The following is a 23,956-nucleotide window of genomic DNA, read 5'->3' on the forward strand; positions in this document are numbered from 1 at the left end:
CCGGCCGGCGCGGTCAGTCCGCGAAGATGCGAGCGAAAATCTGGTCGATGACGTCGCTCTTGGCCATGGTGTAGTCGGGTGACCGGTCGTCGGCCAGGCGGCGCTTCGTGGTGGCGTAGAGGTCGCGGTCCTCGGGGTGGGTTCGCAGCCAGTCGCGGAAGAGGCGGTGGCGGACTGGTTCGGGGGCGTCGCCCGACCAGACGTGCAGGTGGATGTCCTCGTCGCCGCCTATCAGCATGCGGTGGCCGTGCCACCAGGGCTCTCGCAGCAGCAGGCGGTAGCCCAGCGGCTCCAGGCCGGGCACATACGAGTCCTCGTCCGCCGAGTCGTTCACCAGCAGGTCGACGTCGATGATGGGCTTCGCGGCCAGGCCGGGCACCGACGTCGACCCGACATGCTCGATGGCCAGGACGCGTGGGCCGAGCGCGGACACGATGCCCGCACGTACCTGGGCGTAGCGCTCGGCCCAGGCCGGGTCGTAGTCCTCGATGACCACCGGCGCCAGCCAGCGCTGCGGCGTCTCGCCGACCAGACCGGGTTTGCTGTCGCCGACGAAGCGGTTCCTGACCTCGGGCGGATAGTCGGGCATGGGCGCACCTCCGGGAATGGGGAAGTCGGCCAGACTATCCACCGCCGTGGATCGGGCGGTAGCGATTAAGGTTGGATCATGCTCGGGACCGCGGCCGCTCTGATCTTTGTCTGGCTCGGCATGGTCCTCGCCATCTCGTTCCTGGAAGCCCCGCTGAAGTTCCGGGCGCCCGGCGTCACGCTGCCGATCGGCCTGGGGATCGGGCGCCTGGTCTTCCGGGCCCTGAACGTGGCCGAGGTCGCGCTGGCGATCGGCATCGGCGTGTTAACCGCGGTGGGCGGCATCGGCACGGCCGCCGGCGTGGCCGTCGGTGTTGCCCCGGCGCTGCTGCTGGTCCAACTGCTGCTCGTCCGGCCCCGGCTGAGCCGTCGGACGGCACAGGTCCTGGCCGGCGACGACGGTCCCCGGTCGCACGCCCACATCGCCTACATCGTCCTCGAAGTGGCCAAGGTCGCCGCCCTGATCACTGCGGGCCCTGGTGCTGTCCGCCTGACCCTCGGGAGACCCCCATGCTGACACCGACGCCCCTGATGGGGCTGGTCACCGGGTTCTGGAGTTTCAAGACGTTCGCGGCCGCGGTGGAACTGGATCTGTTCACCCGGCTGGCCGGCGGTCGCACGATCACCGTCGCCGAGGCCGAAGACCAGCTGGGGCTGCCCGAACGCCCGGCCGATCTGCTGCTCACCGCGTGCGCCTCGCTCGGCCTGCTGGAACGGCACGGCGACGGCTACCGCAACACCGAGCTCGCCGAGGAGTTCCTGGTCAAGGGCAAGCCGTACTACTTCGGCGGACAGGTCACCTACTGCGACCAGCGCACGTACCTGCCCTGGCACCGGATAGGCGAGGCCCTGCGCGAGGATCGGCCGCTCACGTGGGATCCGGCCACTCAGGAGTCCATGTTCGACACTGCCGATCCCGTGATGCTGCAGAGCTTCTGGGGCGCGATGCACTCCACGTCCGTCTTCACCGCGAAATCGCTGGCCCAGCACGTCGATCTGAGCCACAGCAAGCGGCTGCTCGACGTCGGCGGCGGCTCAGGTGCGTACGCGATCGAACTTTGCCGTTCGCTGCCCGGCCTCACCGCCACCGTGTTCGACCTGCCGCACGTCTGCGAGATCGCCGCCGCCAACGTCGCCGAAGCGGGACAGAGCGACCGCATCGGCGCCACGCCCGGCGACTTCCTGCGGGACGACAGCCTGCCCGGCGGTCACGACGTCGTGCTCTTCAGCATGATCCTGCACGACTGGGACGAGCCGGCGAATCAAAGGCTCCTTTCCCATGCGTACGAGGCCCTGGAGCCCGACGGCTGCGTGGTGATCTCGGAGTTGCTGCTCGACGCCGACCGCACCGGACCGGCGCCGGCCGCGCTCATGGGCATGAACATGCTGGTCGAGACGGTTGGCGGCCGGAACTACTCCGACGCCGAGTACGCCGGCTGGCTGGCCGCAGCGGGCTTCACCGACATCCGGACCGTCCGCTTCGACGCCCCCGGCGCCAACGGAGCAGTGGTCGGCGTCAAACCGGCGGGCTGAGGGGCGGCGGGCTCAGCAGGGTGAGGATTGCGCCCGGATCCTCGACGTGGGCGTTGTGCCCCAGCCCGGGCAGCGCCACCGGAGCGCTGGACGCCGGCACCATCCGGTCGTGTTCGCCCCGCGCGAGCACGACCGGCACCGGCGACGCGGCCACCAGCGCCGCCACCCCCGGATCGCCCACCGCGAAGGCCCGCTGGTCGAAGGCCGGCTGCCACCCGTGCTCGGTCTGGACGACCGCGGCCTCGGGCGCCTCGAACAGCAGCCCTTCCAACCCGGCCACCCGCAGGTGCCGCTGCGCCGCCTCGGCCCGGGTCGCGTAGACCGGCGCCGACCTTTCCGCCATCGCCGCCGCGCGGGCCAGTTCCTCGTCCGACCACTCCGCCTTGATGCCCAGCCCCACCACAGCCAGCACTCCCGGCCGGGTGGCCAGGTGCAGCGCGACCACGCCGCCGAACGAGTGCCCGACGATCACCGTTCCCCGCGGGTCGACCAACCCCGCCACCGCCTCGGCCACGCTCGCGAACGAGTACGACGGCAGCGGCGCCGATCCCCCGTGCCCGGGCAGATCGGGAGCCACCCACGCCGCGTCCCCGAGCATGCCGGCCAGCCCGAGCCAGACGTTGGCGGTGGCCCCGAGGCCGTGCAGCAACAGATAGGTGGGCGACGTCTCGCCGCCGCTGAGCACACGCAAATCGGTCACCCGGACAGCATGCCCCACCGATGCTTGAGATCCACGTCACGCGTACGCCGTACTGTCAGGAATCTCCCAGCTCAGGCGCAACAGGAACGCGTGATCGCACCCAGTACCGTGGGCGCGGTGAAATGGACCAGGAAGACGACGCTCGCGGTTTCGGCAGCCCTCGTGGTCCTTGTTGTGGTGGCGTTCGTGCTGGTGCGGCGCGGGTCGTCCGGCAGCGATGAGAACACGGCGACCCCGGCCCCGGCCGGCAATGAGCCCTCGGCTTCGGCCACTCCGGCGGAGACGCCGTGGACGGGCACGTGGGCGGTCGCGGTGCAGAACGGTGGTCCCGCTTTCGAACGGCAGACCGTACGGCAGGTGGTCCGCACGAGCATCGGCGGGGACACCGTACGCATCAAGCTCTCGAACGAGTTCGGCAGCGACCCGCTGACCGTCAGCGCCGTCTACGTCGCGGCCCACCAGCAGGCCAGCACGGTCGACGCGAGCACCAACGCGCACGTGACCTTCGACGGCGGCGACTCGGTGACCATCGAGGCCGGCCAAACCGCCGTGAGCGACCCGGTCCAGTTCAGTCTGCCCGCGGGCGGCGACATCGCGGTCAGCGCCTACGTCCCGCAGCGCATCGGCTCGGTCACCCAGCACGCGTTCGCCAACCGCAACAACTACGTCGCCTCGGGCAACCAGAGCACCAAGGGCGCGCTGTCCGGCGTCAAGACCTTCGACCAGTACGCGTTCCTGGCCGGCATCGACGTGCAGAACGCCGAGTCGGCGGGCGCCGTCGTCACGCTGGGCGCCTCGATCACCGACGGTTTCGACTCGACGTTCAACGAGAACCGGCGCTGGCCCGACCAGCTCGCGCGGCGGCTGGTCAGCGGCGGGCAGCCGGTCGGCGTGCTCAACGCGGGGATCAGCGGCAACATGCTTCTGCAGGACGGATCGGGGCAGAGCGCCATCAACCGGTTCGACCGGGATGTACTCGCTCAGACCGGCGTCAAGTGGGTCGTGGTCTCGGACCTGGCGATCAACGACCTCGGCGGCGACAACCCCAGTGGCGACGACCTGATCGCCGGGCTGCAGCAGCTGATCCAGCGCAGCCACGACGCCGGGATCAAGATCTTCTGTGCCACTCTCACGCCGTACAAGGGAGCTGGTTATTGGAGCGAGAACGGTGAGGCCGGCCGCGACGCGTGGAACGACTTCGTCAAGGCCGACGGCAGCGGCTGCGACGCGGTGATCGACTTCGACACGGCCACCCACAACGCGAGCGACCCGACCAGCTACAACAGCCGCTACGACACCGGCGACCACCTCCACCCGAACGACGCCGGGATGGAGGCGCTCGCCGCGGCGGTCGACCTCAAGCTGTTCGCCTGAGACGAGTCAGGCGGCGCCGCCGTTCGCGTACAGGGTCTGGCCGTTGATCCACCGGCCGTCGGGCCCGGCCAGGAACGAGACGCTGCGCGCGATGTCGTCGGGGGTGCCCAGGCGCGAGAACGGGTTCGCCGCGGCGATCCGGTCGATCAGCTCCTGCGGCTTGCCGTCGGTGAACAGGGGCGTGTCGGTCGGGCCGGGCGCCACGGTGTTCACAGTGACGTCGCGGCCGCGCAGCTCACGGGCCAGGATGAGGGTCATCGCCTCGACGGCGCTCTTACTTGCCACGTACGCCGCATAGGTCGGCTGCTGCAGCCGGACCACCGAGGTCGACACGTTGATGAGCGCGCCACCGGCCCGGAGCCGCCGCGCCGCCAGCTGCGACACGATGAAGGCGCCACGGATGTTGGTGCGCATCATGCGGTCGAAGTCATCCAGTTTCATCTCGGCCACCGGCGCCAGCAGCATGATGCCGGCCGGGTTGACCACCACGTCGACCCCGCCGAAGCGCTCCTCGGTGGCGTCGAAAAGCGCGGTCATCGCCTGCTCGTCGGCCACGTCACCGCCGTACGTGAAAGCCTTTCCGCCGTTGGATTGGATCTTGGCCACGACCTCGTCGGCGGCGGCCTGGTTGCCCGCGTAGTGCACGGCCACCGCCAGGCCGTCGGCCGCGAGACGCTCGGCCACCGCCCGGCCGATGCCGCCCGACCCGCCGGTGACGATCGCAACCCTGCTCATGATGACCATCCCTCAGTAGTAAACAAGCTGTCCATTTAAAAGTAGACGGCTTGTCCATATACTGCAAGGGTGAGTGACCTGGGGAACGGCCTGCGACGCGGCCGCGGACGCCGACCGGCCGAGGCCGTGCGCGCCGCGGCCCTGACCGCGACCGGCGAGATGCTGTTCGAGAGCGGCCTGCCCGGCCTGACCTTCGACAAGGTCGCCCAGCGGGCCGGCGTCAGCAAGATGACCTTGTACAAGTGGTGGCCCTCCCCCGGCGCGCTCGCCTTCGAGGCCTACTTCGCGGCCGTCGAGCCCCGGCTGGCGTTCGAGGACACCGGCGACATCGAGCACGACCTGCGAAATCAACTGCGTTCCTTCGTACGCCTTCTGACGGCCGACCGTGGCGGCCCGGTGATCGCGGCGTTGGTGGGCGCCGCCCAGTCCGACCCCGGCCTGGCCACGGTGCTCGCCTCGCAATACACAGTGCCCCGGCGCACCCTGGCCGTCGAACGCCTCCGCCGCGCCCAGCAGGACGGCCAGATCGCCCCCGACGTCGATCTGCAGGTAGTCGTCGACCAGCTGTGGGGCGCCTGCTACCACCGCCTGCTGATGCCCGCCGAGCCCCTGACCCTGGACTTCGTCGACGCCCTGCTCCGCAACCTGCTGCGCGGCATCACTCAGACGTAGGGCGCGACCGCCGCCGCCATGAGCCCCGAACTCAAATAGCCGTCGAACCGATGAAAATCCACCAGCCCCAGGTACGCCTCGTCGTGGTGATCGACGTCGAACCGGTCCCCCAGCCTTTTCGGCACGGCGATCAGGTCCCCGGGGTCGGCGATGTTGACCCACCGCCCCACGTTGGGCGGCCGCTGCCCCCGCCCTGCGCGTGGCTCCGGCACGAGCCCTTCGAACACCACCTCCGGCAGGGCGAGCGGCGACCCTGCACCGGCTTGGTCACCGGCCCTTGAGCCGCCTCGTCCGGCACCCCGTGGGCGACCAGCCACTGCCAGGCCCACTCCCGCTCGACCGGGGTGAGATCGTCCAGGTCGAGCGCGTCCCCTTGAGCCTCGTCGTGCAAAAGATGCGCGTAGTAGGCCGCTTCGACGGCCGGCGCCGCTTGCCCGAGCCCGGCGTCGCGATAGCCCTTGGCCAGGCTCGCGGTCCATCCCTCCCCCAAGGCCGCCGCCGCTTCCTCCGGCGTCATCCCGTCCTTGCGGTTCCAGATCCGTGCACCCCGACGATCGCCATGAGTCCCCTTCGGATGCCGGCGTTCCGTCGATTGTGCCGCGCGACAGCAGGTGCCGCCGCTCGCCGGGTCTGGGCTGTCAACCCGTCCCGGATGGCTTACGGCACCACCGGCTCGGGTTGCGCGGCGGCGTAGCGGTTGCTCAGGCGGCGGTAGGGACGGCTGCGCAGGGCGATCGCGGTGATGATGAGGCCGGCTACGCCGGTGAGCATGAAGACCAGGGCCAGGCCGCGGGCGGCTCCGGTGCCGAACCAGCTGCCGATGAGGCGGGCGCCGGCTCCGTCGGTCATGAAGGGGATGAAGACGAACTGGGCCACCGGGGCGATCAGGAAAGCGGTTAGTGGGGACGCCGCCTGTTCGACGCTCTGGGCGAAGCCGAAGACGCGGCCCTGGCGCTCGTAGGGCACCACCTTCTGCAGGATCGTCTGCTCGGCGGCCTCGGCGTACGGCACGACCAGCATGTACGCGTACAGGCCGACGGCCAGCCAGATCACCGAGTCGCGCAGGGGGAAGAGCAGGGTCACCGTCCAGCAGACGATGTTGACCATCAGCAGCAGCCAGACCGGGTTCTTGCCCAGGCCGGTCCTCGAGATGAGCAGGCCGCCGACGATGAAGCCGGTGCTCAGGACGCCCCACAGCAGGCCCCAGCCCTGCACGGACATCATCGACAGGCCGTACGCGTCGAGCAGCGCCATGAAGACGCCGCCGAGCAGGTTGTTGAAGGCCGAGAAGATGATCAGCGCGGTGAGGCCGGGCACCTGGCTGATGATGCGGATCGTGCCGCGCAGATCGATCTTGCTAACGGAAGGCTGGTCGGGCGCGGGTTCGCCGGTGGCCGCGGTGACGTTGGCCGGCTGCGCGGGGGCCGGGGCGGCGGCGGCTGCGGCCGGCTCGGTCAGGCCGGTCGGTACGCGTACGAGACCCAGATGCACGATCGAAAGCGCAAGCACGACGATCGCCGCCACCAGCACCCAGAACATTCCGCCCAGGGCCACCAGCAGACCGCTGATCACCGACGTGACCAGGAACGACACTCCGGACGCGGTGCCGACCAGGCCGTTGGCGCGGTCGCGCGTGTCCTCCTCGATGAGCGCCGTCACCATCGTCGGCAGGGCGATCGTGCGAATGTTGCCCGCGATCACCCCGACCATCAGCAGGACGATCAGGATCCACAGGGGCACGCCGGCCGGGTTCCGGAACTCCTCGCGTGGGGTCAGCTGATAGATGACGAGCGACACCACGTACAGAATCAGGGACACCCCGGCCGAGATCTGCATCATCAGCTTCTTGGGGTGGTTGTCGACGAGGCTGCCGAACCAGATGCCGGTGAGCGCGGTCAGCACCAGGAACACGCCCGAGATGACGCCCGTGGCGAAGACCGACTGGGTCTCGAGGTAGGTGTAGAAAGTGATCGCGAACCACACCGTGAAGTTGGTGACCGACACGAGCAGCGTGTTGACCAGCAGCTGGTAGAAGACGCGCACGTGACCCCGGATAGCCCCCATGACCACGACCCTATGACCTGAAGCACGCTTCAGGTCCACCGACTTCGGGTGTGAGACTGTGGTGCTCGGGTGTTGGGAGGCGACATGTTCGACCACTTCGTGGTCTCCGTCGTGATTTGTCCGGTGCTGGTGGCGCTGGCCGTACGGTGGCTGGCCGACCGCCTGCGCCCGGAGGCCGCGGTCACCGTGCTCGTGATGTCGATCGTCACCGCGGCGGCCGCCTGCCTGATCAGCCTGACGGCGTTCGCCCTCAAGGCGGTGGCCGAGGTGCACGCCGTGGGCCGGTGGCTCGGCTATTCGGATTCGATGGTGCGGGCCGACACCGGCCACGAGCCGTGGGTGTCCTGGTTGTCGGTCGCGCTGCTGGTGGTGGCCGTCGCCGGCATGGTCCGGGTGTGGCGGCAGCACCGCCGCGAGCTGGGCATCGCCCGGGAGTTCAGCGGGCTGCCGGTCGACGCCGACCGGGTCACGATGATCGACGACTCCCGCGCCGAGGCGTTCGCCGTGCCGGGGCCGCCCGGGCGGGTCGTGGTGACCACCGGCATGCGCTCGGTTCTGGACGACAAGCAGTACCGCGCCCTGCTCGCCCACGAGCGTGCCCACCTCGACTCCCGCCACCACGCCCTCGTGCTGTACGCGCGGCTGGCCGCCGCCGTGCACCCGGTCTTCCGATGGCTGACCCGCCGCATCGACTTCCTGGTCGAGCGGGCCGCCGACGAACGCGCGGCCGAGAAGCTGGGCGACCGGCGTGTGGTGGCCCGGGCGATCGGCGCGGCCGCCCTGCGCGCCTCGGAGGCCCGGCTCGGCCTCTCGATGGCGCCCGGCCGGCGTGACCTGCGCGGGGCCGGAGTGGTTCCGCGCCGGGTGGCTTCGCTGCTCGCCCCGCGCTACGCCGCCCGGCTGCTGATGCTGGTCGCGGTGCCCGTGGCGGTGGCCGCGGGGTCGGTAGTCTGGACCGGCGAGTGCGTGGCCGATCTGGGCGAACTGCTGTACGCCGCGGGCATGCTGCATTAGGAACGCGAACGGGGAGCACGGAACGTGAAGGTGGCCGACGCGAGGGCACTCGCCGCCGACCTGATGACGCAGCACCGCCTGACCGGCTGGCGGCTGGTCTTCGACAACGCCCGCACCCGCGCCGGCGTGTGCCGCTTCGACCGTAAAGAGATCGGTCTTTCCCGCGTCCTGACCGAGCTGCACTCCGTCGAGCAGGTGACCGACACGATCCTGCACGAGATCGCGCACGCCCTGGCCGGTCCGCGCCACGGCCACGACCGGGTGTGGCAGGCCACCGCGCGGCGCATCGGCTGCTCGGCGACGCGGTGCGTGCCGGCCGACGCGCCCCGGGTCGAGGGGGTGTGGGAGGGCAGCTGTCCCGCCGGTCACCGGGTCACCGCCCATCGGCGTCCCGTCCGCGTACGGTCGTGTCCCACCTGCTCGCGCGGCTTCGACGTGTCGGCCCGTTACACCTGGACCAGGGCCGGCCGCCCGGCGCCGATGCACCCCCGCTACGAGAGTGAGCTGGCCCGCCTGCTGGCTCAGCCGCCGGCGCCGGTCGCCGTGGCGGTGCGGGTCGGCCAACGCGTACGCCTGACCGGCGCCGGCAAGTATCACGGCCTCGCCGGCACGGTCACCAAGCGCGGGCGCAGCCGCTACCAGGTGCAGACCAGCGCAGGCCTGCTGAGCGCGCCGTTCACAGCAGTGGAACCTCTGCCACCCGACGCCTGAGGGCGGCGCTCAGCAAAAGGCCGGAACCGCAGCGCGGCCCCGGCCTTTTCAGGAAACGAGCGTCAGAACGCGGCGAGCACCGAGCCCTGGTACTTGTCGTCAATGAACTTCTTGACCTCGGGCGAGTGCAGCAGCTTCTCGAGCTTCACGACGCGGGCGTCGCCCTCGTCGCCGGTGCGGACGACCAGGAGGTTGGCGTAGGGGTTGCCCTCGCCCTTCTCCAGCGCCAGCGAGTCGGTGGCCGGCTTGAGGCCGGTCTCGATCGCGTAGTTGCCGTTGATCACCGAGATCGCCGTGTCCTCCAGGCTGCGCGGCAGCTGGGCCGCCTCGAGCGCCTTGAACTGCAGGTTCTTCGGGTTGGCGGTGATGTCCTTCTCGGTCGCCTTGACGCCCACGCCGTCCTTCAGGGTGAGCAGGCCGTTGGCGGCGAGCAGGTTGAGCGCGCGGCCCGAGTTGGACGGGTCGTTCGGGATGCCGACCACGCCGCCGTTGGGGACGTCGGCAATGTTCTTGACCGACTTGGAGTAGACGCCCAGCGGCTCGATGTGCACCGGCTTGAGCGCGGTGAACTGGTAGCCCTTGGCCGCCTTCTCCTCGTCCAGGTACGGGATGTGCTGGAAGTAGTTGGCGTCGAGCTGCTTCTCCTGCAGCGCCACATTGGGCTGGATGTAGTCGTTGAACTCGACGATGTCGAGCTTCAGGCCCTCGGCCGACGCCAGGTTGTCGGAGATGTACTTCAGGATCTCGCCGTGCGGGACCGGGCTGACGCCGACCTTGAGGGTGTCACTGCTCGAAGCGGCCTCGTCGTCGGAAGAGCCGCAGGCGGCCAGCCCCAGCAGAAGCGTGGCCGAGGTGAGGACGGCGGCGATGGTGCGGCGCATGCACTTTCCTATCTGTGGGACAAGCGGCGTACGAGGATGTCGCCGGCGGTCTGGACAAGCTGGACGAAGACGATGAGCGCGATGACCGTCGCGATCATCACTTGCGTGTCGAAGCGCTGGTAGCCGTATCGGATGGCCAGGTCGCCGAGCCCACCGCCACCGACCACGCCGGCCATGGCCGAGTAGCCGACCAGCGCGATCACCGTGATCGTCAGGCCCGCGACGAGGCCGGGCCGGGCCTCGCGCAGCAGCACCTTGCCGACGATCTGGCGGCGGGTGGCGCCCATGGCGGTGGCCGCGGCCACGACGTCCGGCGGCACCTCGCGCAGGGCGGCCTCGACGATGCGGGCGAAGAACGGGATGGCGCCGATGGTCAGCGGCACGATCGCCGCGTCGGTGCCGATCGTCGTGCCGACCACGGCCCGCGTGAACGGGATGACCGCGACGAGCAGGATGATGAACGGCAGCGAGCGGGTGACGTTGACGATGAAGCCCAGTACGGATGACACGGCGGGCGCGGCCAGCATGCCGCCGGGCGCGGTCAGCACCAGCAGGATGCCGAGCAGGAGCCCGCCGACCGCGGTGAGCACGGTCGAGACGAAGACCATCCAGGCCGTCTCCTGCAGCCCGACGGCCAGCAGCTCGGACAGTTCGGACCAGGTCACGACGCGGCTCCCTGAATCTCGATCGGGGACGGGGCGGTGGGCCGGCCGATCCGGGCGCCGCGTTCGCTCAGATAATTGAGCGGCGCGTCGTCACCGGCGGGTACCGCGAGCCGGAACCGGCCGGCCCGGGTCGCGGCCAGCTGCTCGACCGAGCCGGCCATGATGCGTACGTCGATGTCGAAGCGCCGTGCGACCTCGGCCAGCAGCGGCGCGTCGGCCCCGTCGCCGCTGACCGTCACGTCCACGACGGTGTGACCGTCGAGCGAGGTGGGGGCGTCCAGCGGGAAGAGCCCGCGAGCCAGCTCGGAATCGGGCCGGTCGAGCAGGTCGGTGATCGCCCCCGACTCGACGAACCGGCCGTCGCGCATCACTGCGGCCGACCGGCAGATCCGCTTGACCACGTTCATCTCGTGGGTGATCAGCAGGATGGTCAGGTTGAGCCGCTGGTTCAGGTCGAGCAGCAGCCGCAGGATCGAGTCGGTCGTCTCGGGGTCGAGCGCCGAGGTGGCCTCGTCCGAGAGCAGCACCTTGGGCCGAGCGGCCAGCGCGCGGGCGATGCCGACACGCTGCTTCTGCCCACCGGAGAGCTGACTGGGGTACGCGTCAGCGCGACCGCCGAGCCCGACGAGCTCGAGCAGTTCGGCCACCCGTTCGCGTCGCTCATTGCGCGGCACACCCGTGACCTCAAGGGCAAAAGCGACATTCCCCGCCACCGTACGCGATGACAGCAGCGCGAAATGCTGGTGGATCATGCCGATCCCGTGCCGGGCCTCGCGCAGCCCCCGCCGGTCGAGAGCGGTCAGATCGACCCCGCCCACCTTGACGGTGCCCTCATCCGGCCGCTCGAGCATGTTCACGCAGCGCAGCAACGTGCTCTTGCCGGCGCCGCTCTGCCCGAGCACACCGAAGACATCACCCTCGGCGACGCTGAGGTCGACCCCATCCACGGCCACGACCGCCCGGTCGCGTCGTCCCTTGGCCCGGTAGGTCTTCCGGAGCCCTGCGATCTCAATCACGTACATCCCTGTTATGCGTGGTTGACGAGCCCGTAAAACCTATAACTCCCATAGATTTCGAGACATCGACAAGATAGCGGCCTGAGAGTTCGCACGCCAACCGCTGTAACGACCATCACGGCGAACGCACCTGACTACCCACGAACCCCAGCCACTAACTACCAACGCCCCGCACTCCCCCGCCCCATACCGAGAGCGACGGTGACGCTCACCGCTTGGCGAGTTATCCACAGGTCGACGCGGGAACGACATCGGTGGCTCAGAAATCAGTACGATGTCGGCATGAGTGCGGAAGCTGTCGGCAGGTACATGCCCCCGGTGGTGACGCTCGCCGACCTGACCGCGATGATGGCCGCGGACGAGCATCATCGATACGAGATCAGTCCTGAGGGAGCCCTCTCGATCATGCCGCCGCCCGGCTACATCCACGCGATCATCGCGACTCGGCTCACGGGATGGTTGCTGGCGGCGGGCGTGCCGGCGGAACGGATCGCTCAGGCGGTCGGTATTCGCATTCCAGGCCGCTCCGGCGGAATCGGCGGCCGCATTCCTGACCTGGTTGTCTGGAACAAGGAACAGAGCGATGGCGTCTGGCTGCCTGTCGATGATGTCCTTTTGGTGATCGAAATCCTTTCGCCAGGTTCAGAGGGCATCGACACCGTCACCAAGCGCAGCGAGTACGCGGCCGCGGGCATACCGCAGTACTGGGTGGTAGACCAAGATGCGGCGCAGAACGTGACGATGCACGCCCTCGCTGACAGGCACTACACCGTGCGGGCGACCATGCCGCTGGCCTGGCTCCTCAACACCAACCCGACGGAGCACGACCTCAGCTGACGACTCCGGCCGTCGACATCGGCCAAGCACGGACGGACCTGAGCGGGTTGAACTTCAGTTGAGAAACGCGCGCATGACGACGTACGCAGGAAGCGTTGAACTTCGGCGCGGAGAAGTTAGCTGAACGCCAGGGCGGCGTAGTCGCGCAATTCGGTGTGGCGGAAGTCGTACAGGCGGCCCTCCCGGCGGAGCAGGCCGGCGGCATGCAGGGCGGGCAGGAAAGGCCCAGGCCGCGGCCCGACGTCGGAGACGCGCAACCGGCGAGCCAGGGTGGCGGTGCGGCGGCGGGGCCAGCGGCCGTTCAGCGCCCCCGCTATCTCGAGGTCGAGCAGCACTTCCCGCGCGCCCGCCAGGCCGTCGCGGGCCAGGCAGTCGGTCAAGTCGGCCGGCCAGAGCAGGCCGCGGCGCATCGCCTGGACGGTCAGGGCCAGGTCGAGCGGCCGGCACAACAGCAGACCGACCGGGCCGTACGGATCCTCGCGCACCGCCTTGGCCAGGCGGTCGAAACCGGCCGTGGCACCCGCGATGTTCGGCATCTCGAGGCGGCCCAGAGCGTCCAGATAGTCGGCTACCGCGGCGGGCCCGGCCGGGTCGATGCCGATGTGTTGCGCGCCTTCGAGGCGCAGCGGGTGGTCGAGGCCGGCGTCGCTCGTCAGCAGCACCACGGGCGCCTCGACGCCGAACAGCAGGTTGACCTCTTCCAACGCCCAGCGCCGCATCCGGGCCGGCATCTCGTCGAGCCCGTCCAGGATGAACAGGTACTCGCCGCTGTTGGCCAGGCGGGCCACCGCGTTGCGCGGCAGGTGGGGGTACGCGCGGGCCATGCGCCGGCTCAGCCAGCCGGACAGGTCGTCGGGGTGCCGCCGCGAGTTCATCGAGAACAGCAGTGGCACGACGGAAGCCCGGCGGTCGGTCAGGCCCTGCGCGGCCAGCGCGGCGAACGTCGACTTGCCGCTGCCCGGACCGCCGTAGACGACCGCCCGCCACGAGGTGTGCAGCTCGAGCAAGTTGGCGGCCTTCCGCGCGTACTCGGAAGTGGTCCACAACGCCTCGGCGAAGCACAACTGCTGTTCGAGGGGCTCCCCGGGGCGCAGCAGCCGAAGCGCCGGCGGCAGGTAGGGCGTGCTCACGTCGATACGTCCATGGACAGGTCGACCGCGGCCAGCAGCACGCCCACCACCCCGTGGCACTTGGCCGAGAGCAGGCGACCGCCGATCGTACGGTTGCGGGCGTCGTTCAGAACCACCTGTAACCGGGCCACCTGGGTGCCGTGGCGGCGCAGGACGCTCCCGGACAGGGCGCTGAGGTCGAGCGGGCCGGCAAATGATCGCCGGCCCGCCGCCGAGCCCAGTTCGGCCGAGCGCACCAGGCCGATGCCCGAGGTCACGACGGCGGCCGACAGGTCGAGCCGTTCGACGGCCGAGCGTACGGTGGCCACCACGTCCTCGTCCTGGTCGACCCGTACGAAGATGCGGCTGCCGTTGCTCTCGATGTCCATGTGGAGACATTGACTTCGGTAACGGGGAATCCGGCGGGGAACATGGGGGCATGGATTTCCGGTTGCTCGGCCCGGTCGGCCTGTTCGACGGCGACACCCGCATCCATCTGGGGCGTGACGCCGAACTGCCCAAGGTGCACTGTGTCCTGGCCGCGCTGCTGCTCGCGCGCGGGCGGCCGGTCACCGGCACCTTCCTCGACAACGCGTTGTGGGGCGCCGAGGCCCGCAACCCGGAAACCCGGCGGGGTTACATCGGCGACCTTCGGCTCGCCCTTCGCCGGTACGGTTTCACGTTGCCCCGCCAGGGGCAGGGTGGCGTCTATCAGCTCGACGTCCCGCCCGACCGGGTGGACGTGCACGGTTTCCGTTCTGCCACCGAGGCCGCACGGCAGCTGATCGCCCGGGGCGACTGGTCCGCCGCGCTGGCCGACCTCGAGCGCAGCCTGGAGCAGTGGCACGGTTCGGCGAACGCGCTGGAGGGCGTGCCCGGCGACTGGGCGGCCGGCATCCGCCGTCAGCTGGAACGGGAGCGGCGTGAGGCGTCGACCCGGCTGGCCGAGGCGCGGCTGCGGTGCGGGCTGGTCGACGAGGCCCGGTCGGACGCGGAACGCCTGGCCGCCGAGAGCCCGGACGACGAGCGGGTGGTGCGGCTCGAGATGCACGCGGCCTATCTGGCCGGCGACTACGGTACGGCCGTCGAGGCGTACGAGAGATTGGCCCAGCGCACCACGCCGGCCCCGGCCACCCGTGCGCTGGCCGACCGTATCCGCGTGCGCGACCCGCTTCTGGGCACTCCGGGCGGGGACGGACACGACACCGCCGTCCCTCGTCAGTTGCCGGCCGTGACGGCTCACTTCGCCGGGCGTGCGCGGGAACTGGCCCGCCTGGCCGAGCTGGCCGACCTGACCGGCCCGCGCCCGCCGATCGTCCTCGTCTACGGCACCGCCGGGGTCGGCAAGAGCACCCTGGCCGTCCACTGGGCCCGGTCGGTCGCCGCCGATTATCCCCATGGGCAGCTGTACGCGAACCTGCGGAAGCCGGGCGAGGTGTTGCGTGGTTTCCTGGGCGCTCTCGGTGTGCCGCCCGACCGGCTGCCCTCGGGCGAGGCCGAGCTGGCCGGGCTGTTCCGCAGCCTCGCCGCCGGCCGCCGCCTGCTCATCGTGCTCGAGGATCCGGCCGACGCCGAGCAGGTGCGGGCCCTGCTGCCCGGGTCCGACTCGTGCCTGACCGTCGTCACCAGCCGCACCCGCCTGAACGGCCTGGCCGTCGCCCCGGGCGCCGCCGCGCTCACCTTGGAACTGCTCGATGAACCGGCCGCCCGCGATCTGCTGGCCGCCCGGCTCGGCCGCCGGCGTCTGGACGGCGAGCCGGCCGAGGTGGTGGCCGAGCTGATCCGGCTGTGCGCCGGGCTGCCGCTGGCCCTCGCGATCGTCGCCGCGCAGGCCGCCGAACGTTCCGACCAGCCCCTGGCCGAGCTGGTGGAGCAGCTGCGGGCCGAGGGCCGGCGGCTCGACGCGATCGCCACCGGCGACGGCCCGACCGACCCGCGCGCGACCTTCTCATGGTCGTACCACCGGCTGCCGGCCCCCGCGGCGCGGCTGTTCCGGCTGCTCTCGCGGCATCCCGGGCCCGACTTCACCGTGGCCGCGGCGGCCAGCCTGACCGGCGAGCCCGATCCGCCGCTGGCCGAGCTGACCGCGGCGCACCTGGTCAGTTCGCCCGCGCCGGGGCGCTACGCGATGCATGCGCTGCTGCGGGAGTACGCCGCCGAGGTGGACGACGACGACCCGGCCGCCACGGTTCGCCTGTTCGACCACTACCTGCACACCGCGGCCGCGGCCGACCGCGTGCTCGGGCCGTACTCGCACGTCGCCGACGGCGTGCCACCCGCGCCCGGCGTCGTGGTCACCCCGCTCGCCGACGACGCCGCGGCCACCGCCTGGCTGCGGGCCGAGGCGCTCAACCTGGCCGCGGTGGCCGAGCGCGCGCTACGGGCCGGCCTTCCCCGGTACGCCGTGCAGCTGCCGCGGATGTCGGCCAACTACCAGATCCGGCAGGGCCGCTGGCACGAATACCACGACGCGCAGCGGATCGCGCTGGCCGGCGCCCGGCGGCTGGGCGACGTCGGCGACGTGGCCGACACGTTGATCGAGCTGGCCCGGGCCCTGGGCTGGCAGGGCCGCGCCGAGGCGGCGCTGCGCGAGGCCGAACGGGCGGTCCCGCTGGTCACCGACCCGGCCCGGGCCTACCGGCTGCGCACGCTGCTGGCCTGGCTGCTCGGCCTGCTCGACCGGGTGCCCGAGGCCCTGGACACCGCCGAGCAGGCCCTGGCCGCCGCGCGCGACTCGGGGAACCAGCGCGCGGTGGCGGTGGCGCTGAACGAGGTCGGCTGGTGGAACGCCGTGCTCGGCCGGCACGAGCTGGCCCTGGCGAGCTGCACCCAGGCGCTGGAGTTGTTCGAGGAGCTGGGCGACCGCAGCGGCATCGCGGCCGCCAGCGACAGCCTCGGCCTGATCCACCACCGCGCCAAGCGGTTCAGCGCCGCGCTCCAGAATTACGAACGGGCCCGGGCCCTCTACGAGGAACTGCCCGATGTGTACGAACACGCCGCCACCCTCGACCGGATCGGCAACACGCTGAGCGCGATGGATCGCCCGGCCGAGGCGGCCGCCGCCTGGCGCCGCGCGCTCACCCTGTTCAACGACCTGCAGCACCCGGCCGGAGCCGCGGTGAGCCAGAAGCTTGGCCGGACCGACGCCTTACTGTAGGGTAATGCATTACCAGACAGTAAGGAGTGAGGACATGCCCGAGGTCGCCCGCACGCTGGAGATCGCTGCCCCGCCGAGCGCCGTGTGGCGGCAACTGTCCACCCAGGAGGGGCTGCGCCGCTGGCTCTCCCCCGAGGTCGAGATCGACCTGCGGGTCGGCGGCGCCTACCGCATGCCGGGCGCCGACGGCAGCACCTGGATCAGCGGCGTCGTGCTCGAACTGGTGCCCGAGGGCCGGCTGGTGCTGTCCTGGCTGGAGGAGGACGCGGGCTGGGTGCATCCGGGCCGGCTGGTCATCACGCTCGAGGCGGTCGCCGCGGGCACCCGGGTCGCGCTCGTCCACGACGGGTTCGCCGGGATAGGGAAGGCCGACTGGAAGGGCACCGAAGAGGCGTACGAACGAGGCGCCGACAAGCATCAGGTGCTGCAGCGCCTGGCCGAGGCCGTCGCGAACGCGGGCGCCGGTGCCTGACCGCAGCGACGACCTGTTCCGGGCGATGGCCGACCCGACCCGCCGGCGCATCCTCGACCTGCTGGCCGAGCATGGCACGCTGACCGTCGCCGAGCTGGTCGCCGAGTTCCCCGGCCTGGTCGCCTCGGGCATCTCCAAGCACCTGATGGCGCTGCGGGCGGCCGGCCTGGTCACCGCGACGCGTGAGGGCCGCCATCAGCGCTACGCCATCGACGCCGACACGATGGCCGAGGCCATGGCGCCCTGGGTGGCTCGCTACGAGGCATACTGGTCGGACGCGCTCAACCGCCTACGCGACGCCGCCACCGACTCGTAAGGGGCCATAGGCCTTCCGGTACGAGCCGCCCCCGCTCCGACCGGTACTCGCGCCGCCGCGTCGGGCGCCCCAGCTCTCGAGCCCGTCGCGCAGGCCCAGCGCCGTGAGCGCCCGCACCGCGTTGCCCGGCAGGTTGATGGCCGGCCCGGCGTCGCCGGCCCGAGCGTGCCGCTCCATCACCACGTACGGGACATCGCGTTTTCTCAAGGCCCGCGCGAGCGCCAGACCCGAGATGCCGGCGCCCACGACGAGCACCCGCTCGTCAGCCATGCCGTTCAGTATGGACTTCGAGCAGTGCTCAGCCCAGGCCCACCGCCGCCACCATCAGCGGCAGGAGCAGCAGAATGATGATCGCGCCGAGCACGTCGAACGAGATGCCGGAGCGGATCATCGTGGTGATCGGGACGACGCCCGAGCCGTAGACGACCGCGTTCTGCGGCGTCGAGACCGGCAGCATGAACCCGAACGACGCCGCGAAGGTGGCGGCCAGCACCGGCACCAGCGGATTGACGCCGGCCGCGACCGCGATCGGGATGATGATGGGCACGACCACGGCGGCCGAGGCGGTGTTGCTGGTCGTCTCGGAGACCACGATGGCCAGCGCCACCGCGAACGCCGTGATGGCGAACGTGCTGCTCAGCCCGAGCGCGTCGGCACTCGAGGTGCCGATCGTCTCGGCCAGCCCGGTGTCGGCCAGCAGCGACCCGAAGATGATGCCCGTACCGAAGAGAACGATCGTCCCCCAGTCGATGCGGGCGGCGTCGCTCCAGTTCAGCGTGTACTCACGCTCGCGCCACGACACGGGCAGCAGAAAGAGCAGAGAGGCTCCCAGTACGGCTACCACGCCCTCGTTGAGGCGGGCCGACACGGTGTCGTAGACGGCGGACTCGGTGCCGGCGAACAGCGCAACCAGACCCGGCAGGATCCACAGGGTCACCGTGACGGCGAAGGCGATCAGCGTGTTGCGTTCGGCCACCGAGAACCGGCCGAGCTTGGCCCGCTCCTCGGCCACGTACTCGGCCACACCCTCGATGCGGCGGATCTCCGGCTTGTTGAGCAGCAGCAGGACGACCGCCAGGACGACGAACATCAGCAGGCAGATGGGCGCCGCGACGGCCATCCACTGTGCGAACGAGATGCGCTCGCCGGTGGCCTCCTCGATCAGGCCGCGCCCGATCAGGTTGGGCGGCGAGCCGACCGGCGTCAGCAGGCCGCCGACGCTCGCCCCGTAGGCCAGCATCAGCATCAGCGCCGCCCCCACCCGCAGCCGGGTCGGGTCGAAGCCGGCCTCGACGACGCCGCGGTCCTGCAGCAGCTTGGCGATGACCGACAGGATGCCCAGCGCCGTGGGCAGCAGCATCGCCACCGTGGCGGTGTTGGAGACGAACGCCGACAGCGCGCACGTCACCACGCCGAAGGCCACGATGACCCGCGGCGTCGAGCGGCCGACGCCGGGCAGCGACAGGATGCGGAAGGCGAACCGCCGGGCCAGCCCGTGCTTGAGCATCGCCTGGGCCAGGATGAACGCGCCGATGAAGGTGAAGACGGTGGACGAGCCGAAGGGCGCCAGCACATCGGTCGCGTCCGCCACCCCGAACACGACGATCAGGGCCACGCCGATCAGCCCGCCGATCGGGATCGGCACCGCCTCGGTGATCCACAGGACGATGACGCCCAGCAACAGGCCGCCGAGCACCTGCTGGCTGGGGGGAATGCTGAGCGGCAGAGCCAGGAATATCAGGGTCACGGCCGGGGCGAGGAAGAGCCCCACCGTACGGCGTCCCCGCTCGAATCTTTCCTCGGCCGGCGACAGTTTCTGTTCGCCCAGGCTGCGGTAGGTCGCACCGCCGAGCAGGCGGCTCTCCACATCGGTCTTGGCGCCGTTCATACCAGCCCCTTTGATCGAGTGATCTACATCACTCAATACTAGGGCTGATCACCGAGCAGCGCCTCGCCCAGCGGGGTCAGGGTGTGCACGACGGCCTTGCCGGCCCGGTTGGTCTGGATCAGCCGGGCCTCGCGCAGCACCGCGGTGTGCTGGCTGACCGAGGCGGCGCTGACGCCGACCCGCCGGGCCAGTTCCGAAGTGGTGCGGCCGTCGCCCAGCGATTCCAGCAACGACGTCCGCGTCTTGCCGATCAGCGCGGCCAGCGAGGCCCCGTCGGCCGGCCGCAGCCCAGGGTTGAGCGTCAGGTCGTGCTCGATCGGATAGACCAGCACCGGCGGCAGCGTGGTGTCGCGCAGCGCGTCCGGGGTGCCGTACGAGAGAAAGGACGGCAGCAGCACCAGGCCGCGGCCGTCGAGGTGCAGCGTCTGGTCGAACGGGGTGTCGACCTCGAGCACCGGCGGCTCCCACCGCATCATCGGGCGGAAGCTGTCGAGCAGCCCCTCGGCCCCCTGGTCGAGCAGCACGCGGGCCCGGCGAGAGCGTTCGGCCTCGATGTGGGCGCGGCCCTCGGCCCAGAACGGGGCGATCGCGCTCTCGTACTGCGACTGCAGCGCGCCCGCCAGCCGCTGGATCATCTCGCTCTCGCCCTCGGCCAGGCGGGCCATCCAGGACGGTTTGGGGCCGGCGTGGCGGACCAGCTCTTCCAGTTCCTCGCGGAGCCGGGTGGCCGGGGTCGACTTGATCACCTCGAGCGCGGCCGACAGGCCCTGCGAACCCTCGGCGGGAGTGAGGAAGTCGGGGTAGTAGGCGCCGCGGACCAGCGGGAGCAGCAGTTCCAGGTCATCGCGGCGGCTGGTGCGCAGAGCGTGGTCGCGCCAGCGGCCGTAGATCAGCTCGGGCCCGGGGCGGCGCAGGCGCCACACGCTGAAGATCGTCTCCCACAGCGGATCGGGTTCGCTCGCGATCCGCACGCGGCCGACATCCTCCGGCGTGAAGTGGATGCGCAACACGTCGGCCCCCATTTGCCATTCAGCAAGGATTCACGGCCGAAAGTCTAACCGGTCCACGACAAAGATCCGTACGACCCTCGGGTCCTACGGATGGGCGGGCGTCGCCACGAGCAGCACCGACGAATCGGGCAAGTCTCGGATATGCACCCCCGATAACGGCATATCCGTCATGCGACATGACCCCGTCGGCCCGGCTCGTGGCCGACCCGGCGGGATGACAATTGCCGGTGGGCAAGGGGTGCGACAAGACGTTTAATGCGTCCCTGAAACCATGGGCCCGGGTTCATCCGAACGGCCGATGCGACCAATGCCGTTCAGCTCGGAACAGTCATTTCCGAAATGGCGGCTTCGGCCGGTCGGCGGCGTTTGGCGACCCAGCGCTCGAAGATCAGCGACGTGAAGGGCGGGATCGAGGCGGCCAGCCCGGTCAGCGTGCGCAGCAGCGACCAGCGCTCGCGGCTGGCCACCCACAGGGCAGCCACGATGTAGGCCACGAACAGCGCGCCGTGGATCCGGCCGAACAGCCAGACCCCCAGGTCGGTCACCTCGGCGACGCGCTTGAGGTACATGCCGACGAGCAGGCCCGCCCACGAGAACGCCTCCGCCACGGCGGTGATGCGGAAGATGCGGTACGGCTGCACGATCGGGCCCCCTGGGTTCGAGATCAACCTGACGGGGCCCGATCGTAACGGCGTTCGCTGTGTCCTTACTTGAAGGCGCTCGGGTTCACCTGGACCAGGCGGCCGGCGTCCTTGATGCCGAGCTGGCCGGCGATGCTCCACGAGGTCGCGTAGAGCTTGCCGTTCGCGTACTCGAGCCCGGTCGGCATGGTCACGGCGGCGTGCGTGACCCGGCCGTGGTCGATGCGGGTCAGGCGGCCCACCTTCGACGGATCGAATCCGGGCGGCGGCGGGCCCTCACCGGCCGGGGCGCCGAAGAGCACCTCGGAGGCGAAGATCGTGCCCCGCGGGCTGACTGCCACGCCGGTCAGCGACGTGAAGCCGGACCACTTGCGCAGCACCTTGCCGCTGCGGCCGTCCAGCTTGTAGATCGCCGCGGCGCCCGGCTGCTCGGCGCCCAGCGTCGAGATGTAGACGTGCCGACCCAGGACGGCGATGCCGGTCGGCACCGGGTCGCAGCCCACGGTTCCGGGGTTGGCCTGCGCGCCCTTCTTGAGACAGTCCTTCGTACGCGGGTTGGGCGGCACGAAGAACGTGGACACCTTGCCCGTACGCGGGTTGACCCGCAGCACGTCGTTGGCGCCCCCGTCGGCCACCAGCAGCCCCCACCGGGTGGCGACCAGGCTGAACGGGTTCGACAACGCGTCATAGGGCTTTCCGGACTTGTCGAACTGTTTCTGGCGGTCCGGATTGTGCTTCAGCTCGTATTTCAGAAGATCGGCCAGCGGACGGACGTGCTTGCCATTCCGGTCGGCCACGAGCACCGATGCCGCCGGGTATTTCGACGGCGGCGTGGCGCCCTGTTCATTCGGCCCGCCGGTCAGCGCGAAGATCTTTCCGTGCGCGGCGGCGACCCCCGTCACCCCGGGCATGTTCGAGATCAGGGAAGTGCGGCTACCGGTTCTCAGATTGACCGCCGTGATCTTCCCGGCGTCCGCCTGAGCGACCAGCGCGACGTGCGGCGACAGCACATCCAGGCCGAACGGACCGTTCAACTTGGTGGTGACGGTCCTGATGGCCGGCTTGGAACCGCCGTGACCACCCCCAGCCAGAGCGGGCGCGCCGGCCAGCACAGTGGCCGCGCCCGTCCCCACCGCCGCGACCATTTTCAACGCATGCGTGAATTTCATCCTGTCCCCCCGACAGATATGTTTATGCGTTGTCAGCGAACTCAACCTTTGAACGTGCCGCGCACCCCGGCAACCGTCCTTTCGGCCAGCCCCCGCGGAAAAAGGACTCCCCGATTAGTGCTCACCGGAACTGATCAGTTCCGGTCGTTTGTGCCAGGTTCGGCGAAGGGATCCCGGCCCCGGCCCGGCGGATCTACAGTCGAGGCATGAATTTGCGCTGGTGGTCGATCGAGGTCCTGGACGGGCCCCGCGGCACCGCGCGCGCCTGGCGCGACTCCCTGGGCAATGCCCTGACCGAGGCGGCCATCACGCACGGCGCCTACCGATGGGAATGGCACACCCACACCTGGGGCGTGCTGTTCGAAATAGCGTTCCGCACCGACGAGGCCTGGGCCGGCTACCGGGCCCTGCCGCTGGTCTCCGCCGCCCTCGACGCGGTGCCCGATCCCGCGTACGGGTTGTTCGTCCATCCCGGCCGGGGCGGCAGCAACGGCCAGCCCCATCCGCGGCGTCCTCGCCCGATCGCCGGGGCCGGCGCCGCCGAGTTGCCGCTTTCCGACACCGAGCCGGTGCTGCGCCTTACCGCCTGACCGCGAGGCGCGCCTGGCAGGATGGGCGTGTGCGCGAGGTAATCGACGGTGTCTTCGAACTGAGCCTGGGTTTCGTCAACATGCATCTCGTCGTGACCGACGACGGGGTCGTGCTGATCGACACCGGGCTCCCCCGCAACGCCAAGCGGATCGACCGGGCCCTGCACGAGCTGCGCAAGCAGATCGGCGACGTCACCGCCGTCCTGCTGACGCACCAGCACATCGACCACATCGGCAACGTGGCCGACGTCCGGCGCCGCAGCGGCGCCCGGGTGTTCGCGCACGCCGCCGACGCGCCGGCCATCACCGGCGCGATCCGCCCGGCCGAACCCAAGGGCCTGGCCCGGTTCGCGGTGCGCCTGATCGGCACGGCCGAGCCGACCAAGCTCGACCAGGTGATCACCGGTGAGGAGTCGGAGCCGCTGCCCGGCTTCACCGCGATCCACACGCCGGGGCACACCCGGGGGCACGTGTCCTATCTGCTCGACCGGGCCGGCGGCATCCTGTTCGCCGGCGACACGGCGTCGGGCACGAAAGACGGCAAGGTGGCGCTGGGGCCGAAGCAGGTGTCGGCCGACCCGGCCGAGCAGGGGCGCAGCCTGGCCAAGCTCGGTTCCTACAACTTCGAGCACGCGGTGTTCGGGCATGGCAAGGCGGTCGCGGGCCAGGCCGTCGAGCGGTTCCGCGAATACTCCGCCCCGGCCTGAGCGTCACCGGGCTTTTCTTGAGCGCCACGCCAGAAAAAAGGCGGAGAGTAGGCGCGAAGCAACGCCGGGTGCGGTACTGTCCGTGCCCGGCGCTCGCGTGGGACCGG

The 23,956-nt window shown here is 70.5% G+C and carries 28 protein-coding genes; 12 read left to right on the plus strand and 16 right to left on the minus strand.

The window, feature by feature from the left end; all coding sequences use genetic code 11:
- Window positions 1–13: 13 nt before the first annotated feature.
- Window positions 14–589, minus strand: coding sequence for a GrpB family protein (locus OWR29_RS14390; RefSeq protein ID WP_267563295.1), 576 nt, complete (start codon window positions 587–589; stop codon window positions 14–16).
- 78 nt (window positions 590–667) lie between these two features.
- On the opposite strand from OWR29_RS14390, the gene OWR29_RS14395 reads away from it, so the two are divergent.
- Window positions 668–1,105, plus strand: a complete 438-nt coding sequence (locus OWR29_RS14395) for a hypothetical protein (RefSeq protein ID WP_267563296.1) — start codon at window positions 668–670, stop codon at window positions 1,103–1,105.
- A complete protein-coding gene (locus OWR29_RS14400) occupies window positions 1,099–2,121 on the plus strand; it encodes a methyltransferase (RefSeq protein WP_267563297.1) in 1,023 nt (340 codons plus the stop codon). The genes OWR29_RS14395 and OWR29_RS14400 overlap by 7 nt, the downstream gene beginning before the upstream one ends.
- Here OWR29_RS14400 and OWR29_RS14405 read toward each other — a convergent pair.
- Window positions 2,105–2,821, minus strand: a complete 717-nt coding sequence (locus OWR29_RS14405) for an alpha/beta fold hydrolase (RefSeq protein WP_267563298.1) — start codon at window positions 2,819–2,821, stop codon at window positions 2,105–2,107. The two genes, OWR29_RS14400 and OWR29_RS14405, sit on opposite strands and share 17 nt — an antisense overlap.
- Window positions 2,822–2,938: 117 nt before the next feature.
- Between OWR29_RS14405 and OWR29_RS14410 the strand changes: the two genes are divergently transcribed.
- Complete coding sequence (locus OWR29_RS14410; RefSeq protein WP_267563299.1) at window positions 2,939–4,195, plus strand: SGNH/GDSL hydrolase family protein; 1,257 nt, start codon at window positions 2,939–2,941, stop codon at window positions 4,193–4,195.
- A gap of 6 nt (window positions 4,196–4,201) precedes the next feature.
- Here OWR29_RS14410 and OWR29_RS14415 read toward each other — a convergent pair whose 3' ends face one another.
- The gene (locus OWR29_RS14415) at window positions 4,202–4,930 is read right to left on the minus strand and encodes an SDR family oxidoreductase (RefSeq protein WP_267563300.1); all 729 of its coding nucleotides are present in this window, start codon (window positions 4,928–4,930) and stop codon (window positions 4,202–4,204) included.
- Between the two features lie 69 nt (window positions 4,931–4,999).
- Between OWR29_RS14415 and OWR29_RS14420 the strand changes: the two genes are divergently transcribed.
- Window positions 5,000–5,602, plus strand: coding sequence for a TetR/AcrR family transcriptional regulator (locus OWR29_RS14420; protein ID WP_267563301.1), 603 nt, complete (start codon window positions 5,000–5,002; stop codon window positions 5,600–5,602).
- Here OWR29_RS14420 and OWR29_RS14425 read toward each other — a convergent pair.
- The 3 genes from OWR29_RS14425 to OWR29_RS14435 all read right to left on the minus strand — a co-directional run bounded on the left by OWR29_RS14425 (window position 5,593) and on the right by OWR29_RS14435 (window position 7,666).
- Window positions 5,593–5,727 (minus strand): hypothetical protein, encoded by a 135-nt coding sequence (locus OWR29_RS14425; RefSeq protein ID WP_267563302.1) that lies wholly within the window; start codon window positions 5,725–5,727, stop codon window positions 5,593–5,595. The two genes, OWR29_RS14420 and OWR29_RS14425, sit on opposite strands and share 10 nt — an antisense overlap.
- Before the next feature lie 5 nt (window positions 5,728–5,732).
- Window positions 5,733–6,119, minus strand: a complete 387-nt coding sequence (locus OWR29_RS14430; protein WP_267563303.1) for a hypothetical protein — start codon at window positions 6,117–6,119, stop codon at window positions 5,733–5,735.
- Between the two features lie 140 nt (window positions 6,120–6,259).
- Window positions 6,260–7,666: an MFS transporter gene (locus tag OWR29_RS14435; protein ID WP_267563304.1), complete on the minus strand. Its 1,407-nt coding sequence runs from the start codon at window positions 7,664–7,666 to the stop codon at window positions 6,260–6,262.
- Window positions 7,667–7,750: 84 nt separating this feature from the next.
- Here OWR29_RS14435 and OWR29_RS14440 point away from each other — a divergent pair, with 84 nt between their 5' ends.
- Window positions 7,751–8,680 carry a M56 family metallopeptidase gene (locus OWR29_RS14440; protein WP_267563305.1) on the plus strand — a complete coding sequence of 310 codons (930 nt, stop codon included), beginning with the start codon at window positions 7,751–7,753 and terminating at the stop codon, window positions 8,678–8,680.
- A 24-nt stretch (window positions 8,681–8,704) separates the two neighbouring features.
- Window positions 8,705–9,391, plus strand: a complete 687-nt coding sequence (locus OWR29_RS14445) for a SprT-like domain-containing protein (RefSeq protein ID WP_267563306.1) — start codon at window positions 8,705–8,707, stop codon at window positions 9,389–9,391.
- Window positions 9,392–9,453: 62 nt separating this feature from the next.
- Here OWR29_RS14445 and OWR29_RS14450 read toward each other — a convergent pair whose 3' ends face one another.
- Genes OWR29_RS14450 through OWR29_RS14460 form a run of 3 tightly spaced genes read right to left on the minus strand, consistent with a single transcriptional unit; the run spans window position 9,454 to window position 11,959 of the window.
- Window positions 9,454–10,272, minus strand: coding sequence for a MetQ/NlpA family ABC transporter substrate-binding protein (locus OWR29_RS14450; RefSeq protein ID WP_267563307.1), 819 nt, complete (start codon window positions 10,270–10,272; stop codon window positions 9,454–9,456).
- A gap of 8 nt (window positions 10,273–10,280) precedes the next feature.
- A complete protein-coding gene (locus tag OWR29_RS14455) occupies window positions 10,281–10,937 on the minus strand; it encodes a methionine ABC transporter permease (protein ID WP_267563308.1) in 657 nt (218 codons plus the stop codon).
- Window positions 10,934–11,959 (minus strand): methionine ABC transporter ATP-binding protein, encoded by a 1,026-nt coding sequence (locus tag OWR29_RS14460; RefSeq protein ID WP_267563309.1) that lies wholly within the window; start codon window positions 11,957–11,959, stop codon window positions 10,934–10,936. The genes OWR29_RS14455 and OWR29_RS14460 overlap by 4 nt, the downstream gene beginning before the upstream one ends.
- Window positions 11,960–12,235: 276 nt before the next feature.
- Here OWR29_RS14460 and OWR29_RS14465 point away from each other — a divergent pair, with 276 nt between their 5' ends.
- Window positions 12,236–12,790 (plus strand): Uma2 family endonuclease, encoded by a 555-nt coding sequence (locus OWR29_RS14465; protein WP_267563310.1) that lies wholly within the window; start codon window positions 12,236–12,238, stop codon window positions 12,788–12,790.
- Between the two features lie 116 nt (window positions 12,791–12,906).
- On the opposite strand, the gene OWR29_RS14470 is transcribed toward OWR29_RS14465, so the two are convergent.
- Window positions 12,907–13,920 (minus strand): NACHT domain-containing protein, encoded by a 1,014-nt coding sequence (locus tag OWR29_RS14470; RefSeq protein WP_267563311.1) that lies wholly within the window; start codon window positions 13,918–13,920, stop codon window positions 12,907–12,909.
- Window positions 13,917–14,288 carry a PCC domain-containing protein gene (locus OWR29_RS14475; protein ID WP_267563312.1) on the minus strand — a complete coding sequence of 124 codons (372 nt, stop codon included), beginning with the start codon at window positions 14,286–14,288 and terminating at the stop codon, window positions 13,917–13,919. The genes OWR29_RS14470 and OWR29_RS14475 overlap by 4 nt, the downstream gene beginning before the upstream one ends.
- 50 nt (window positions 14,289–14,338) lie before the next feature.
- Here OWR29_RS14475 and OWR29_RS14480 point away from each other — a divergent pair, with 50 nt between their 5' ends.
- From OWR29_RS14480 to OWR29_RS14490, 3 genes are read left to right on the plus strand one after another with little or no spacing between them, the layout of a single operon-like run.
- Entirely contained in the window at window positions 14,339–17,056 is a 2,718-nt protein-coding gene (locus OWR29_RS14480) for an ATP-binding protein (protein WP_267563313.1), read from the plus strand.
- 34 nt (window positions 17,057–17,090) lie between these two features.
- Window positions 17,091–17,528, plus strand: a complete 438-nt coding sequence (locus OWR29_RS14485; RefSeq protein ID WP_267563314.1) for an SRPBCC family protein — start codon at window positions 17,091–17,093, stop codon at window positions 17,526–17,528.
- Complete coding sequence (locus tag OWR29_RS14490) at window positions 17,521–17,844, plus strand: ArsR/SmtB family transcription factor (RefSeq protein ID WP_267563315.1); 324 nt, start codon at window positions 17,521–17,523, stop codon at window positions 17,842–17,844. The genes OWR29_RS14485 and OWR29_RS14490 overlap by 8 nt, the downstream gene beginning before the upstream one ends.
- On the opposite strand, the gene OWR29_RS14495 is transcribed toward OWR29_RS14490, so the two are convergent.
- From OWR29_RS14495 to OWR29_RS14515, 5 genes are all read right to left on the minus strand, one after another.
- Window positions 17,818–18,114, minus strand: a complete 297-nt coding sequence (locus OWR29_RS14495) for an FAD-dependent oxidoreductase (RefSeq protein ID WP_267563316.1) — start codon at window positions 18,112–18,114, stop codon at window positions 17,818–17,820. The genes OWR29_RS14490 and OWR29_RS14495 overlap by 27 nt on opposite strands.
- 28 nt (window positions 18,115–18,142) lie before the next feature.
- Window positions 18,143–19,732 (minus strand): SLC13 family permease, encoded by a 1,590-nt coding sequence (locus tag OWR29_RS14500; RefSeq protein WP_267563317.1) that lies wholly within the window; start codon window positions 19,730–19,732, stop codon window positions 18,143–18,145.
- A gap of 38 nt (window positions 19,733–19,770) precedes the next feature.
- The gene (locus OWR29_RS14505; protein ID WP_267563318.1) at window positions 19,771–20,754 is read right to left on the minus strand and encodes an ArsR/SmtB family transcription factor; all 984 of its coding nucleotides are present in this window, start codon (window positions 20,752–20,754) and stop codon (window positions 19,771–19,773) included.
- Window positions 20,755–21,056: 302 nt separating this feature from the next.
- Window positions 21,057–21,383, minus strand: coding sequence for a DUF3817 domain-containing protein (locus OWR29_RS14510; RefSeq protein WP_267563319.1), 327 nt, complete (start codon window positions 21,381–21,383; stop codon window positions 21,057–21,059).
- A 65-nt stretch (window positions 21,384–21,448) separates the two neighbouring features.
- Entirely contained in the window at window positions 21,449–22,552 is a 1,104-nt protein-coding gene (locus OWR29_RS14515; protein ID WP_267563320.1) for a ScyD/ScyE family protein, read from the minus strand.
- A gap of 206 nt (window positions 22,553–22,758) precedes the next feature.
- Here OWR29_RS14515 and OWR29_RS14520 point away from each other — a divergent pair, with 206 nt between their 5' ends.
- Together OWR29_RS14520 and OWR29_RS14525 are read left to right on the plus strand one after the other, a co-directional pair.
- Window positions 22,759–23,142 (plus strand): hypothetical protein, encoded by a 384-nt coding sequence (locus OWR29_RS14520; RefSeq protein WP_267563321.1) that lies wholly within the window; start codon window positions 22,759–22,761, stop codon window positions 23,140–23,142.
- Between the two features lie 29 nt (window positions 23,143–23,171).
- On the plus strand, window positions 23,172–23,849 hold the full coding sequence (locus OWR29_RS14525; protein ID WP_267563322.1) for an MBL fold metallo-hydrolase: 678 nt from the start codon (window positions 23,172–23,174) through the stop codon (window positions 23,847–23,849).
- The last annotated feature ends 107 nt before the right edge of the window (window positions 23,850–23,956 follow it).

Source organism: Paractinoplanes pyxinae (assembly GCF_026626335.1).
GTDB classification, from domain to species: domain Bacteria; phylum Actinomycetota; class Actinomycetes; order Mycobacteriales; family Micromonosporaceae; genus Actinoplanes; species Actinoplanes pyxinae.